Raw genomic sequence first — 13,726 nt, 5'->3', positions numbered from 1 at the left:
CGATCCGCCGGCAGGCGGTGCCGCCGCCGGTCAGCCGGCCGGGGCCGCGCCCTGGCCGGCGTCCGGCCCGGTCAGCCAGCCGCCGATGCCCGCGAGCGCGCCGGGACCGTAGTCCTCCTCGACACTCCCGGCGAGGTCCGCGATGGATATCGCCCCCAGGGCGGCGCGCCAGGCGGCATCGGCCCCGGCCATCGCGCGGGAGATCGCGCAGGGCCGGGTGCAGGCCTCCCGCGGTGTCGCCAGCGGGCCCCGCTGGCGGATCTCGGTGCACACGAACGCGGGCTGCGCGCCGTCGACAGCCGTCACGACATCGAGGACCGAGATCAGTTCCGGGGCTCTGGTCAGGACGTATCCGCCCGCCTTGCCCTGGACGGAGTCCACCAGGCCGGCCCGGGAGAGCGCCTGCAGCTGCTTGGCCAGATAGCTGCCGGAGACGTCGTGCAGTTCCGCGAGCCGGGCCGCGGGCACCGGGTCCGTCCCCGTGGTGAGCACGACGCAGCAGTGCAGGGCCCACTCGACGCCGCCCGACAACTTCATCCCTCGACCCTCCCACCCGGTTGACTCGGACAAAGACTATCCGACTATCATCTCGGACAAGAAGTATCCGAGTTGAGGATGCGTCCTCCGCGAACCCCGGCGTGCCTGGCGGCACGCCCTGAAAGGTGACAGCGATGAAGCTCACCGTTATCGGCGGTACCGGACTGATCGGCTCGCAGGTGGTCCAGAAGCTGACCGAGGCCGGACACGAGGCCGTCCCGGCGGCCCTGTCGACCGGTGTCGACCTGCTGACCGGGAAGGGTCTGGACCAGGCGCTGGAGGGCGCCGACGTCGTGATCAACCTGGCGAACTCCCCGACCTTCGACGAGGCGTCGCCGGACTTCTTCCGCACCTCCATGGACAACCTGCTCGCCGCGGGGGAGCGGGCCGGCGTCCGCCACCAGGTCATCCTCTCGATCGTCGGCGTCGACCAGGTGCCGCAGCTGGACTACTACCGGGCCAAGGCCCTCCAGGAAGAGCTGCTCCGGCAGGGACCCACGCCGTACTCCATCGTGCGCGCCACGCAGTTCTTCGAGTTCATGGACGCGGTCCTGTCCTGGACCTCCGACGACAGCACCGTCCGGCTGCCCGCCACCCGCATCCAGCCGATCGCCGCGGCGGACATCGTCGACACGGTCGTGGAGGTCGCCACCGGCGCTCCGCTGCAGGGGATCCGGAACATCGCCGGCCCGGACGTCTTCCCCCTCGACGAGCTCGGCAGGCTCACCCTGGCGGCGCACCAGGACGCCAGGACCGTGGTCACCGACGCCGAGGCCGGCATGTTCGCGGTCGTCGTCGGTGACGTACTCATCGCCGGCCCGGACGCGCGCCTGGCGCCCACCCGCTACGAGGACTGGATGCAAAAGGCCCGGTGACCGGGCGCTCGGAGCGCGCTGCGGCACGGGCCCCGGTCCGGTGCCGGCGCGCGTCGGCCCTCGCGGCACAGCGGGAGGCCCGCCGACGACAGAAAAAGCGGATAAAGCCTGCGAAAGCGGACAGAGGCTAAGCAGAGGGGGAACCCATCGTGCCTGCGTGAGTCCACGGGACGGGCTCAGCGGGACCAGGAGCCGAAATCCCGGATGGGGGCGGCCGAGCATGAGCGCAACCGAACCGAGGGACCCCCGGGCCGGGAAATCCACCGGCGTCTACCGCTACGGGAATCCGGCGGTCCCGACGCTGCTGCACACGGCGATCAGCGACTCGGTCGACGAACTCGGCGGCGTGGTGTGCAGCGTCTACTTCGTGGACGAGGCGTACGAGGAGTTGCGCGCCGCGATGATCGGCGGGACGTCGCCGGCCATGCACGCGATGCCCGAGCGGATACCCCTCGACGGCACCTACACCTCCGCGCAGGCGTTCCGCACCGGGCAGGCGGTCGTCACGGACGGCTCGTACGTCCAGCCCGAGGGGGACGACCTGGTCGCCTTCCTCAGCTCCTACTGCGTCGGCGCCGCGCCGATCACCCAGGACGGCCACCGGTTCGGCGTCCTGACCGTCGTCATGAGGCCGCCGGCGGACGGTGTGCCGGCGCAGGCGAGGAAGCTGCGCTGGCTGGGCGACCGGGCCGGCGAACTCGCCCGGTCGCTGGCCCCCATCGCCGAGCAGGGCATCTCCTTCGGCCCGCCGCCCTGGCCGACCGTGGTCCCCCTGCACCGGCGGCAACCGGGGCTGGACGCCTCGGAGGTGCCCGGATGGGGTCTGCCGGACGCCCCCGGCTCCGCCGGTCACACGTTCATGTACCAGGTCTTCAAACTCGACGGATCCCTGAACCGCGCGGTGAACCGCGACGATGTCACCGGCACCGCCCAGACGCATCTCATGACGCCTTTCGACGCCCAGGAGATGACTTTCACCAGAGTGGAGGACGGACGCCTGTGGATCGTCGGCCACAGCGGCCGGCTGTCGGCCACGGGCCGCGACCTCCACGGTTCCAGCGCCCGCGGCCGCACTCCGACGGCCGACGTCCTGCGCGAGGGGCGTCCCCTCTTCTACAGCGACCGCGCGGAGAAGAAAGCCGACTACCCCGGATCGGCGGACGACGGCTGGGAGGCCTGGGCCTATCTCCCCCTCAAGGGAAGCCGGTCCTGCATCGGTGTGTGCTGCCTGGGCTTCGGCGCACCACGCCCGTTCGCCCCGGAGGAGAGGGCCGTCATGATGGTGATGGCGGGCATGCTCGGCGCCGCGCTGGAGCGTGTCTGCCTGGGCGAGAACGAACACAAGCTCGCCCACAGCCTGCAGAAGCGGCTGCTCCCCCGCACGCTGTCGGAGCTGCCCGAACTCGTGGTGGCCGCCCGGTATCTCCCGGCCGTGTCCACCTCCCTGTCGGGAGGGGACTGGTTCGACGTCATCAGGCTCTCCGACGACCGGATCGCGCTGATCGTGGGAGACGTCGAGGGCCACAGCGTCGAGAGCGCCACCGTGATGGGACAGGTGCGCGCCTCGGTCCTGGCCTATATCCGCGAAGGGCACCAGCCCGCCGCGGTGATGGAGCGGACGAGCCAGCTCCTCGCGGACATGGACACCGAACTCTTCGCGACCTGCTGCGCCATGTTCCTGGACGGGACCTCCGGCGTCGCCACGTACTGCCTGGCCGGGCACCCGCCGCCGGTCGCCCGCGGGCAGGAAGGACTCAAAGGCCCGCTGACCAGCCCTCCCGGAGTGCCGCTGGGTGTGCAACCCGAGACCCCCTACCAGGACTTCGAGTGCACCCTGGATCCGGGCACCCTGCTGTTCCTCTACACCGACGGCCTCGCCAGTGGCAGTCCGTTCGACGCGGTGACCTGTGCCCGGCTGCACCTGGAGTCCCTCGGCCACGACGCCACGCAGAATCTGGAGCAGCGCGCCGACCGGATGGTGGAAGCCCTCCCGCCGCCGGAAGCCCGGACGGACGACGCGGTGGTGCTCCTGGCGCGCTACGAGGGCCCGCGGCTGGGCGCGTCCCGGCGGCTGGGCCGGCTCGACATCCAGCGCCACGATCTGCGGGGCGTGGCCGCGGCCCGCAGATTCGTCCGGTCGCAGCTGGAGGCCTGGGACTACGACCTGCCCGCGGACTCCCTGGAACTCATCGTGTCCGAACTGGCGACCAACGCGCTGATCCACGCCGACAGCGATGTCCAGTTGCGGCTCCGGGAGTTCGCCGACCACATCGGGCTGGAGGTCATCGACTCCGACGCCGCGCCGCCGGTGCCGTCCTTCATGGTCGTCTCCGAGGAGGAGGGCCGGGACTCCGAGCACGGCCGCGGCCTCGTCATCGTGGACGCGCTCGTCTCCGCCTTCGGCAGCTCACCCAACGGCCGCGGCAAGACCGTGTGGGTCGAGGTGGCGACGAGCTGAGCCACGCGGTTGCCGAAAGCGGGCCGCTGCTCCTACGGTGAGCCAGGTGACGGACGAATCCACCCGCGCGGCACTGCTGCTGGACGCCCAGGCCAAGGCGGCGCTGCTGTTCGCCGAGATCGAGGCGCGGCGACTTGTCACGGCGGGCCTCGGCGAGCGCGAGGTCAGCGACCGGATCCGTGATCTGGCCAACGAGATGTTCGGGACCACCCACTACTGGCACAAGCGGATCGTGCGGTCCGGCCCCAACACCCTGCTGCCGTACCGCGAGAACCCGCCGGACCGGGTCATCGGCGCGGACGACATCGCCTTCGCCGACTTCGGGCCGATCTTCGAGGAGTTCGAGGCGGACTTCGGGCGGACCTTCGTGCTCGGCGACGACCCCGTCAAACACCGCTTGCGCGACGACCTGCCGACCGTCTTCGCGGCGGGGCGCCGAGCCTTCGAAGCGGACCCGGACATCACCGGCGAGCAGCTCTACGCCGAGGTCGAGCGCCGGGCCGCCGAAGCGGGCTGGCAACTGGGCGGCTGGCACGCGGGCCACCTGGTGGGGGAGTTCCCGCCGGAGTACAACGACTGGGAGGACGTCGACTCCCACATCGTGCCCGCCAACGATCAGCCGCTGCGGCGCACGGACGAGGCGGGGCGGCTGCTGCACTGGATCCTGGAGATCCATCTCGTCGACCGGGAGCGGGGCTTCGGCGGCTTCTACGAGGAACTGCTCGACCTCTGACCCCCGGCCGGGGACGCGGCTCCGCCGCATCCCCGGCATCCCCCGCCCCCGGCCGCCGATCCGCTAGCCGGGGTCGACCGGTGAGGTGTAGACCTGCGGCGGCAGGTAGCAGCGCGGGCCGACCACATAGGCGGGCGTGACCGCGTACCGGGCCTCGTCCTCGGGGTCGCACACGCTCCACGGCACGTAACTCCCGCCGTACGCCGCCTCCGGGCCGAACTCGAAGGAGAACTCGCAGCTCGGGTCCAGCGCCTCGGCCTCCCGGCGCAGCTCGGCGATCCGGGGGATCAGCGCGGTGATCTCACCGCGGCCGGCCCCGCCGTTGTTCCAGTACTTCGTGAGTTCGGACTCGGACTCGAGGTTGTCCGTGAGCTGCCAGTTGAGCAGGTGATGCAGCATGTTCGCCCGGTGCTCGGCCGTGGGCCCGGTCTTCATCGCCCGCTGGTGGGCAGCGCGGTAGTCGCGGTCGATGTCGAGGAAGAGCGTCTTCAGATCCTCGGCGAGCTGGTACTGGCCGTAAGCCTCCTGGGTCAGGGTGTCCGGCTTCTCCTGCTGGTGCCGTTCCGCCAGGATCTCGGTGAAACGGCCGTCCAGGCGGCTGGTCAGGCTTTCCAGTTCCTCGATCCGTGCCCGCAGCCCGGTCAGCTCGTCGGACAGGTGGCGCAGCTCCTTTCCGGTGCCCTGCTGCTTGCCCGTCATCCGGTCCAGATGCCGGCCCAGCTGGGCCAGGGCGGCCTCGAAGGTCGGCGCCGTCGCCTGCGGTGGTGTCGCTTCCATGACTCGGGGCTCACCTTCTAGGAGAAACGAATACGGGTCTTGACCTCGATGCCGGACTTCACGTCGTAGGCACGCGCCTCGACCTCGGTGCCGCCGAAGATCATCGTCATGTCGATCCGCCGCTCGGCCGGTGGATGGGACAGCGTCGGCGTCATGTCCATCGTCAACTCACCGACGCACCGGCACGTCTCGTCGGTGACATAGCGCGGATCGGTGGTCTCGGCGACGAACAGGCGCAGCGTCATCTCCCGCTGCTGTTCCGTCACCGGGTAGTAGCTGCGCTGCACCTCCCGGCCGGGCTCGACGACTTCCCTGGCCTCCACGAACCGGTCGAACCGGTTGTCGCACAGCGGTGTGCCGTCGTACCTGATCAGGCGCAGGCTCGGCGGATCACGCACGATGTCGAACGGCATCGCGGCGGCTACCCCGTAGGTGAACCGGGTGCGCCGGCCGCGGATCAGGGACGGTTCGAGGCCGAAGTGGACGGCGCCGAGCAGCACGGCCCAGGACGGCTTGGACGGGACGACCAGTTCGATGCGCTCGGACAGGTGCGAGCGCAGCCGCTCCTGCAGATACCGGGACTGCGCGAAACCGCCCACCAGCATCACGCGCCGCACCGACTTGCTCCCGATCTGGCGCAACTGCTCGTCCACCAGCTTCAGAAGAGGCTTGGTGACGTGGTCGAAGAGCCCCATCACCTCGTCGTAGCCGAGTTCGATGGCGTCGTCCACACCGTTCTGCATCGCGGCCAGCCGCCGGGTGTCCGCGTCCTCCAGGATACGGAAGAGCCGGTGGCTCATCTGCAGGATGACCGAACGCCGGTGCTTCGGATCGAAGTTCCGCTTGTTGCGCTCCCATTCGTCGGAGAGCGCGACGAACGCCCCCGGCTCCAGATTGCGCGCGCGTTTCATGAACTCGGTGCCCAGCCGCTTGGGCAGCACCGTCTCCAGCAGATACCGGTCGATGTAGGTGGAGCCGAGACTGCCGCCGGAGGGATAACCGATCTCGGTGAGGCCGTCCTCGGTCTTCTCGTAAGCGGTGATGTCCACGGTGCCGCCACCGGCGTCCACCACGACGAACCGGTCCCCGGCCTCACCGACCCCCGAATGGCCGCTGTCGAACCGGCAGTAGAGCGCGGCGACTTCGGGTTCGATCGCGATCAAAAGCCGCTCGGGGACCTCCGGGAAGCCGGCCTCGACCGCGCAGTCCCGCATGATCTGCCGCTCCCGGTCCTGCCAGATCGCGGGCACGGTCAGGACCCAGGCGATCTCGTCCTCCTGGACACCACTCCCGGCGACGATGCGGTCCAGGGCGAAGCGCCGGAAAGCCTTCAGATACGCGGTGATCAGTTCGCGCGGCGACATACCGGGACCGGCCGGAGTCGAGGAGTCGGTCACCTTCGCCACGCCGGGCAGCAGCCCCATCTTGAAGCCCTGCGCGTACTCGTACTCCGGGTGCTCGCGGGTCTCCACCTGGAACCGCCTGCTCGCCTGATAGCCCCACTCCAGGACGTCACCGGTTCCGTCGAGAAGGATCGCGGTCAGATTCTTGACGTAATTGGTCGGCTGCCCCTCCCAGTCGTCGAACAGATTGATCCGCCGGTGTACCGGTTCGCGGTCGCGTTCGCTCGCGAACGACCAGGCGAATCCGGTGCCGTGCGTGCCGAAGTCGATGGCGGCGACCAGCCGCACTTGCTCGGTCATGCTTCCCCCCTGGGCCGACTTCCCCAGCTCTTGCGGATGAGAGATGTCACTACGGCTTCTTGTCCGCCGGCGGCAGCGGAATCGAGCCCCGCGGACCGCCGCGGCCGTCGAGGTCGACCATCGGCAGCGGCGGCGGCAGTACGCGCTTGGCGGGCAGTGGTCCGACGAGGATCTCCCCGCGCCCGCTCAGCGCCCGCACCCACCGCGCCGCCTCCGGACGCGGCCCCTGGGGCTGCCCGGCCTCCTCGAAGCAGGCCCGCACCGCGGTCACGATCGGCTCGGGAGTGTCCGCGGGCAGCTTCAACGGCTGGCCGGGGCGCACATCGGCGTTGCCGCTGAGCGTCCTGCCGACCAGCAGCGCCAGTTTGTACAGGTCGGTCGCCGGGCTCGGACCCCCCTGCTGCCGGGGGTCGTTCCAGTCCGGGGTGTCCGTCGTGGGCAGCACCGGAGGCATGCCCACCCGGGTCGGGCTGTCGCAGTCGATCAGGCAGATGCGGGCCGGGACACCCGGGCTCCAGAGCAGATTGCGCATCGAGATGTCCCCGATGACCATCTGCCGCTCCTGGAGGATACGGACCAGCCCGGCGAAGGCGGCGGCGACTTCGATCCTGCCGTGGATGTCCAGCGGCACGATGTCGCCCCACAGGGGCTTCGGCGGGTAGAGCAGATACTGCAGTTCGCGCAGCTGCGTCCCCGCCCGGGTCTGCCCGACGAAGGAGGCCGGCACCTCCCGCATCAGGAAGCCGACCACCTTGCCGTGCTTGACCACGCGGGCCAGCGGCCAGGCGGTCTGCCGCAGCAGGGCCTCACGTTCGCTGTCGGGGAGCGTGTCGGGGAACTCGACCAGATACCGCATGGACACGCCGTCGGCCGTGTCGGTGAAGTAGCGCTTGAGCACCTCACCGGGACGGTTGCGCACGCGCAGCACGTCGCCCTGACCGCCGCTGCCGAGCTTCTCGCCCAGGTCGAGGGCGGCGAGCTGGATGTCGCCCCGGGCGCCGGTGGCGGCCGTCATGGCACCCAGACGCAGACGGCGCTGCGGTCGTCGCCGAACGTCTGGGCCCGGAAGCTCAACTGCCAGTAGAACTCCGGCAGTGCGGGAGCGTGACCGGCGCCCCAGTACTGCGCCAGCCGGTCCAGCACACTGTCGTTGCGCATGGGGTTGGCGAGACCGTCCGTGCACAGCAGCAGTACGTCACCGGACTCCAGGGCACATTCCGCGACGGCCACCCGGTCGGGGTGGCCGGGCAGCGCGTCCGTCGCCGTACTCATGATGTCGCCGTCGTCGCCCGCCGGTCCCAGCACCGCCCGCCACACACCGCGGCTGAGCAGAAAGCCCTGGCAGTCGCCCACCGCGAAGAGCAGCGCCCGCGCGGGACCGCTCGCACCGCCGGGGAAGACCAGCGCCGCGGCCATCGCGGCCGACAACTCCTTGGCATCGGCGCGGCGTTCCGCCGCCTCGACCCGGATGCCGGCGGCGATGTCGGAGGCCACCGCCCGGCAGGCGCCGGCCAGCGCCTCGAGCGGGGCCCGCTGTGCCAGCCGGTCGAACCGCAGGGCGGTGTGCTGTGGCAGCAGCCGGCAGACCAGCGACGAACCGAGCTGCGACAGCGGCTGGCTGCCGACACCGTCGGCGACACAGGCCAGCAGGACCGGATCGGCGGCGGGTGAGCCCTGGCCGCCCGCGGGCGGCGGATTCAGCGTCCAGAAACCCATCGCGTCCTGGCGCGTCTCACCGAAGTACCGGTGGTCGTCACCGCGGATGGAGGCGCCGCGCACCACCAGCCCGCCGACCGTCCCGCCGTCCACCACGGAGTCCGGTGCGGCGGCGGTGACCTGCGGCAGCGCCCGGGGCGCCGAGCCGAGCGACGGCCTGCCGACGAGGACCACGGGCTCGGGGAACCGGGGCCCCAGGGCTACCGGCTCCGGCGCCACCGCTGGTTCGGCGGCCGGCTCGTCCGGGGCGGCCGGCCCGGCCCCGGCATCCGGCAGCTCGACCGCCGTGGCCGGCTCCGGGTCCGCCGCGACCGCCTCCTCCGTCATGACCGCCCCCGCCGGCTCCGCCGTGACCGGATCCCCGAGGCCTTCGCCCTCCGGTCCGGCCGCGCCCGCCGCGGACTGCTTTTCCGGCGATCCGCCTTTGGGCCGCCGTGAAATCCACGCCATTGCTTCCCCCCCTGCGATTTCCCGGCCGGCCGCGGACGTCAGATCGGGTCGGCCGTGATGGTGGTGAATCCGGGAACGGCGTCCGGCATGACCAGGGTGGCCCCGCCCTGGGAGTTGGCCGCCGACTGCGTACCCGAATTGACGATGGAGCGGATGAGCGACTGCGCGAACTCACCGAGTGCCTCGGCCGGTCCGAGCGTCCCGTCCGCGATGAACGCTTTCGTCGTGGCCACCTGCCGGATCACCGACTCGTCCGCCTGGCCGAAACCGAAGGCCAGGATGTTGGGGTGCGACCGCCAGGCGGGATCGACCAGATCCTGGTAGTCCGCGTGCCAGTTGGAACTCGCCTGCCCGTCGGAGAGAAAGAACACCGCCGGGCGGTAGACCTGGTGCCCCTCGGATTTCAGCTGCGCGACGTCCGCGTCGATGGTGGATTTGAGGGTCCTGAACGCCGCCCCGTAGTTGGTGCCTCCGGTGGCCCGCAGCGCGGGCATCGAGGCGACCACGCTCAGGTCCGAGAGCGGGAGCAGGATTTCCGCCTGGTCGGAGAAGCCGATCAGGCAGAAACGGGTCTTGTCCGCCACCACGGGATTGCTGCCGATCTCCTGGTGCAGATCGGGCAGCGACTTATTGATCGCCTCGATCGGGCCGCCGGACATCGAACCCGACTCGTCGCAGACGAGATAGAACGGAAGAACTTGCTGGCTCATGGAAGAGGCCCCCCTCTGGCTGGATCCCCGGGGATCCCGGACACCCGCGTCCCCTCCGCGCGGTATCCGGCACACATGATCGATCGGATTATCGGGTTGTCAGCATGGCAGATCGGCGGGCCTACGGGGCGGGTTTCGGTAAACCGCCGTGATCGAATTCCGGTTCGCTTTCATGATCGGAATCGGGCGGACAGATTTATGCACCGAGATACTCCGGCTTTCCCATACCCGGGGGAAGTGCGGGAAATCAGTGTGCCCGTGGGGCGGCTGCGGGAGCTGTGTCCGGGGTCGCGCGATCGGGGCCCGCGGAATGTCGCGGACCTCCGACCTCCGGTCGCGCCGCCGGTCTCAGGTGGAGATGTCCGGGTAGGGCAACCGGACGTGCGACAGGCGCCGGGCGTATTCGAGCTGGAAGCCGAGCGGCTCGGTGTAGTCCCGCTCGAACATGCCGATGAAGAGGGTGAGGGTGAGGAACGGGTGGGCGCCCAGCTCGAACAGCTTCGGGTAGTCGTGGGTGATGAGCGCCGTCCGCTCGGTGTCGTCGAACGCCAGCCAGGTGCTGGCCTCGCCGTCGACGCAGTTGAGCAGGCGGTTGGCGTACTCCGCCTCCCAGCGGGCGACGGTGGCCGCGGGGTCCGCGCGGTAGCGCTCCACGAGGTCGGTGTCGCGGTCGATGGTGTAGAGGAACTTGTTCAGCAGGTACTTGCTCACGCTGGCGCTCCGTTCGGGTACCAGGTGAAGTAGGCCTCCATGGTGTGGAACAGGTCGAGCGTGTCGACGTAGTCGGCCTTCCGGCCCTCGCCGGCCACACCCATCATCAGCATGAAGTCCATGAACCCGTGGGTGGCGTTGCCCGGCAGGTGCAGGCTGTCCAGGCTGACTTCGCCCAGGCACTCCTCGATGTCCCCGCCGGCGATCCAGCAGACGGCCTTCTGGTCGAACTGCGGATCGGGCCCGGTCGGGCCGAACTGCCGGGGGCCGCCCAGCTCCAGCGACAGGTGCCCGGTGCCGATCACCGCGACCCGCAGGTCGGACGGCCAGGACTCGATCACCTGCCGTATGGTGCGGCCGAGTTGGACGAAGCGCTTCGGCTGCGGAAGCGGCGGCGCGAAGATGTTGGTGTAGATCGGCACGATGGGCAGATCCGCCTCGGGCCGCAGCGTGATGATCGGGCACGTGATGGAGTGGTCGATCCGCAGCTCATTGGAGAACGCCAGGTCGAACCCCGCGTCCAGCCCCTCGCGCAGCACATGGGCCGAGAGGTCCTCCTGCCCCTTGAGCAGCATCCTCGGCAGTCCGAACTCGCGCTGCTCATTGGCGAAGTTGCCGTCGTAGAACGGCGCCTTGCCGACCAGGAACTGCGGCATGTTGTCCAGCCACAGCTGGTGGAAGTGGTCGGAGCCGACCATCACGAGTACGTCGGGACGGGCCCTGGTGAGGGTGGCGCGGAACGCCTCGATCTTGCGCACCCACGCGTCGGCGAACGGCGGCCGGTCGGCTCCCGAGGAGGTGCTGGCGCGGTAGTAGAAGGGATGGTGGGTGGACGCGATCACCGCCACCAGCTCGGCCATCTCAGCCCTCCTCGTCTCGGCCGGCTGCCCGTGGGCCGCCGGGGTCAGTGCTGTTCGGGATGGTGCGGATCGTCCTGGCCGGAGCCGTACCCGTACGGCTCCGGCTCGTACGGATCGGGTGCGACCGACCGGTTGTCGAGGTCCACCGACAGGAAGATGTCGTTCGCGACCGGGTGGCGCAGCTCCTCGGCGAGCTGGCCGATCAGCCCGGCGGTGCGGGCCAGCAGCGCGAAGCCGCGCAGCAGCTCCAGCGGCAGTCCGAGGTCGGCGAGCGCGGCGCCGCAGACGCCGGCGCCGTTGAGCGGCAGCGTCTTGCCGAGCACCTGCGGATGCGTCCGGCCGATGGCGGTGAACAGCGCCAGGTGCGGGCCGAAGACGCCTTCCTCGGCGGCGATCCGCAGCAGCCTCGGGGTGCGGGGGTCGCCCTGCTTGTGGACGTGGTGGCCGAGCCCGGGGACGAAGGCGCGTGCCTCCCGCCGCGCCCTCAAGGTGGCCAGGGCCAGCGCGTCCCACCCGGCGTCGTCGTCCGGGAGCGGGCCGTCGACCCCGTCCAGCACGTCGTGCAGGAAGCGGCCGCAGTCCTCGGTGACGCCGAGGAACCGCGATCCGCCGCCCAGCAGGCCGGCCGCCAGCGCGCCCTGGACGGAGTCGGGCGCGGACAGGTACGTCAGGCGGGTGACGATGGCGGTCGGGGTGAAGCCGTGGTCGGCCAGCGCGGCCAGTACGGCCTCGAACACCCGGGTCTCCCCGGCGGTCGGCCGGCGCTGCGCGGCCAGCCAGAAGGCGAGTTCGCCGAACCCGACCTTGCCCATCACGTCCTCGGCGAGATCCTGGCCGAGCAGGGTGATCCGCTCCGGCGACGACGCGCCGAGGGCGGTCTCGTAGCCGGTACGGGCCCGCGGCGCGGGTTTCGGTTCGGACCGCGGCTGGTCAGGCACCGGCTGCCTCCTCGGGAGCGGTCAGCCACGCGCGCAGTTCGGCGCCGTGCTCGTCGAGTCCGGGCGGCGGACGGTGGTAGCCGACAGGGGTGGCCGAGAAGCGGATGGGGTTGCGCGTGGTCGGCACCGCCCGCTCGCCCTCGCCGACCTCGACGACCGGGTCGAGCCCGAAGCGCTCCGCCATGGCGAATCCGCCGTCGATGGTGTTGATCGGCCCGCACGGCACCCCGACCGCGGTGAGGGCCTCGAACCACTCCACCGCGCCGCGGGTGGCCAGCCGCTCCTCCAGCAGGGGGCGCAGCTCCTCCCGGTTCGCGGTGCGGTCGGCGTTGTGCGCGAAACGCGGGTCGGACGCGAGCCGCGGGACCCCGAGGACGTCGCACAGCTTGCGGAACTGCCCGTCGTTCGCGGCCGCCACGATCAGGTCGCTGTCCGCGGTGGGCAGCGGTTCGTACGGGAAGACGCTGGGGTGGGCGTTGCCCATCCGGAACGGCACCACGCCGCCGGCCGCGTAGGCCGAGCTGTGGTTGACCAGCCCGGTGAGGGCGGAGGACAGCAGGTTGACCTCGACATGCTGGCCGCTGCCGGTCGCGTCGCGGTGGCGCAGCGCGGCGAGGATGCCGATCACCGCGTGGTTGCCGGCCATCACGTCGAACACCGAGATACCGGCCCGGTAGGGCGGGCCGTCCGGCTCGCCGGTCAGGCTCATCAGCCCGGAGATCGCCTGCACCATCAGGTCGTAGCCGGGGACGTCGCGGCCCGCGCCGGTGCCGAAGCCGCTGATCGAGGCGTAGACGGCGCCGGGGTTGGCGGCGCTCACCGCGGCGTAGTCCAGCCCGTATTTGGCCAGCCCGCCGGGCTTGAAGTTCTCGATGACCACGTCCGCGCGGTGCGCCAGCTCGCGTGCCAGGGCCGCGTCGCCGTCGTCCCGCAGGTCGAGGGCGATCGAGCGCTTGCCGCGGTTGACCCCGAGGTAGTAGGTGGAGACCTCGTCCCGTACCGGGGGCATCCAGGAGCGCGTCTCGTCGCCCTGCGGTCCTTCGACCTTGACGACCTCGGCGCCCATGTCGGCGAGCAGCATCGTGGCGTACGGGCCGGCCAGCACCCGGGAGAAGTCCGCGACCAGTACTCCCGACAGCGGCCCGGACGCGGGACCCGCTTCCGCCGTGCTGTGGTCGGTGTCGTCCACCCGTTGCCTCGCTTCACCTGTTCGTACAGCGGACCAGTGTCCGCCGGACCGAGTCTGCCGCCGCGGGCG

General features: G+C 70.8%; 13 protein-coding genes. 3 read left to right on the top strand and 10 right to left on the bottom strand.

Translation table 11 applies throughout. The features are described 5' to 3' along the window. Positions 1 to 30 precede the first annotated feature (30 nt). Positions 31 to 537 (bottom strand): RrF2 family transcriptional regulator, encoded by a 507-nt coding sequence (locus ACFO3J_RS00365; RefSeq protein ID WP_386424569.1) that lies wholly within the window; start codon positions 535 to 537, stop codon positions 31 to 33. Positions 538 to 671: 134 nt separating this feature from the next. On the opposite strand from ACFO3J_RS00365, the gene ACFO3J_RS00360 reads away from it, so the two are divergent. From ACFO3J_RS00360 to ACFO3J_RS00350, 3 genes are all read left to right on the top strand, one after another. Next, positions 672 to 1,412: an SDR family oxidoreductase gene (locus tag ACFO3J_RS00360; RefSeq protein ID WP_386424565.1), complete on the top strand. Its 741-nt coding sequence runs from the start codon at positions 672 to 674 to the stop codon at positions 1,410 to 1,412. 220 nt (positions 1,413 to 1,632) lie between these two features. Continuing rightward, a complete protein-coding gene (locus tag ACFO3J_RS00355) occupies positions 1,633 to 3,870 on the top strand; it encodes a SpoIIE family protein phosphatase (RefSeq protein WP_386424561.1) in 2,238 nt (745 codons plus the stop codon). Between the two features lie 46 nt (positions 3,871 to 3,916). After that, complete coding sequence (locus tag ACFO3J_RS00350; RefSeq protein WP_386424558.1) at positions 3,917 to 4,603, top strand: M24 family metallopeptidase; 687 nt, start codon at positions 3,917 to 3,919, stop codon at positions 4,601 to 4,603. 63 nt (positions 4,604 to 4,666) lie between these two features. Here the strand turns inward: ACFO3J_RS00350 and ACFO3J_RS00345 are convergent, their stop codons facing one another. The 9 genes from ACFO3J_RS00345 to ACFO3J_RS00305 form a co-directional block, all read right to left on the bottom strand. After that, complete coding sequence (locus ACFO3J_RS00345; protein WP_386424556.1) at positions 4,667 to 5,380, bottom strand: hypothetical protein; 714 nt, start codon at positions 5,378 to 5,380, stop codon at positions 4,667 to 4,669. Between the two features lie 17 nt (positions 5,381 to 5,397). Further along, positions 5,398 to 7,083 (bottom strand): Hsp70 family protein, encoded by a 1,686-nt coding sequence (locus ACFO3J_RS00340; protein WP_386424555.1) that lies wholly within the window; start codon positions 7,081 to 7,083, stop codon positions 5,398 to 5,400. A gap of 49 nt (positions 7,084 to 7,132) precedes the next feature. Next, a complete protein-coding gene (locus tag ACFO3J_RS00335; RefSeq protein ID WP_386424552.1) occupies positions 7,133 to 8,098 on the bottom strand; it encodes a hypothetical protein in 966 nt (321 codons plus the stop codon). Then, complete coding sequence (locus ACFO3J_RS00330; RefSeq protein WP_386424550.1) at positions 8,095 to 9,126, bottom strand: protein phosphatase 2C domain-containing protein; 1,032 nt, start codon at positions 9,124 to 9,126, stop codon at positions 8,095 to 8,097. The genes ACFO3J_RS00335 and ACFO3J_RS00330 overlap by 4 nt, the downstream gene beginning before the upstream one ends. Before the next feature lie 161 nt (positions 9,127 to 9,287). Further along, a complete protein-coding gene (locus ACFO3J_RS00325; protein ID WP_386424547.1) occupies positions 9,288 to 9,959 on the bottom strand; it encodes a vWA domain-containing protein in 672 nt (223 codons plus the stop codon). Positions 9,960 to 10,307: 348 nt separating this feature from the next. Next, entirely contained in the window at positions 10,308 to 10,670 is a 363-nt protein-coding gene (locus ACFO3J_RS00320) for a hypothetical protein (protein WP_386424545.1), read from the bottom strand. Then, the gene (locus ACFO3J_RS00315; RefSeq protein ID WP_386424542.1) at positions 10,667 to 11,530 is read right to left on the bottom strand and encodes a DODA-type extradiol aromatic ring-opening family dioxygenase; all 864 of its coding nucleotides are present in this window, start codon (positions 11,528 to 11,530) and stop codon (positions 10,667 to 10,669) included. Before ACFO3J_RS00315 ends, ACFO3J_RS00320 begins: the two co-directional genes overlap by 4 nt. Positions 11,531 to 11,574: 44 nt before the next feature. Beyond that, positions 11,575 to 12,468 (bottom strand): citryl-CoA lyase, encoded by an 894-nt coding sequence (locus ACFO3J_RS00310; protein ID WP_386424539.1) that lies wholly within the window; start codon positions 12,466 to 12,468, stop codon positions 11,575 to 11,577. After that, the gene (locus tag ACFO3J_RS00305) at positions 12,461 to 13,657 is read right to left on the bottom strand and encodes a CaiB/BaiF CoA transferase family protein (protein ID WP_386424537.1); all 1,197 of its coding nucleotides are present in this window, start codon (positions 13,655 to 13,657) and stop codon (positions 12,461 to 12,463) included. Before ACFO3J_RS00305 ends, ACFO3J_RS00310 begins: the two co-directional genes overlap by 8 nt. Positions 13,658 to 13,726: the final 69 nt, after the last annotated feature.

This window comes from Streptomyces polygonati, from assembly GCF_042650325.1.
GTDB classification, from domain to species: domain Bacteria; phylum Actinomycetota; class Actinomycetes; order Streptomycetales; family Streptomycetaceae; genus Actinacidiphila; species Actinacidiphila polygonati.
Note: the sequence above shows the minus strand (reverse complement) of the source record. Positions and strands in the feature narration are given on the sequence as shown.

Excerpts from the sequence above, each read along its gene's own strand:
- ACFO3J_RS00365 (WP_386424569.1), bottom strand. The coding sequence starts at position 537 with ATGAAGTTGTCGGGCGGCGTCGAGTGGGCCCTGCACTGCTGCGTCGTG.
- ACFO3J_RS00360 (WP_386424565.1), top strand. The coding sequence starts at position 672 with ATGAAGCTCACCGTTATCGGCGGTACCGGACTGATCGGCTCGCAGGTG.
- ACFO3J_RS00355 (WP_386424561.1), top strand. The coding sequence starts at position 1,633 with ATGAGCGCAACCGAACCGAGGGACCCCCGGGCCGGGAAATCCACCGGC.
- ACFO3J_RS00345 (WP_386424556.1), bottom strand. The coding sequence starts at position 5,380 with ATGGAAGCGACACCACCGCAGGCGACGGCGCCGACCTTCGAGGCCGCC.
- ACFO3J_RS00340 (WP_386424555.1), bottom strand. The coding sequence starts at position 7,083 with ATGACCGAGCAAGTGCGGCTGGTCGCCGCCATCGACTTCGGCACGCAC.
- ACFO3J_RS00335 (WP_386424552.1), bottom strand. The coding sequence starts at position 8,098 with ATGACGGCCGCCACCGGCGCCCGGGGCGACATCCAGCTCGCCGCCCTC.
- ACFO3J_RS00330 (WP_386424550.1), bottom strand. The coding sequence starts at position 9,126 with ATGACGGAGGAGGCGGTCGCGGCGGACCCGGAGCCGGCCACGGCGGTC.
- ACFO3J_RS00325 (WP_386424547.1), bottom strand. The coding sequence starts at position 9,959 with ATGAGCCAGCAAGTTCTTCCGTTCTATCTCGTCTGCGACGAGTCGGGT.
- ACFO3J_RS00315 (WP_386424542.1), bottom strand. The coding sequence starts at position 11,530 with ATGGCCGAGCTGGTGGCGGTGATCGCGTCCACCCACCATCCCTTCTAC.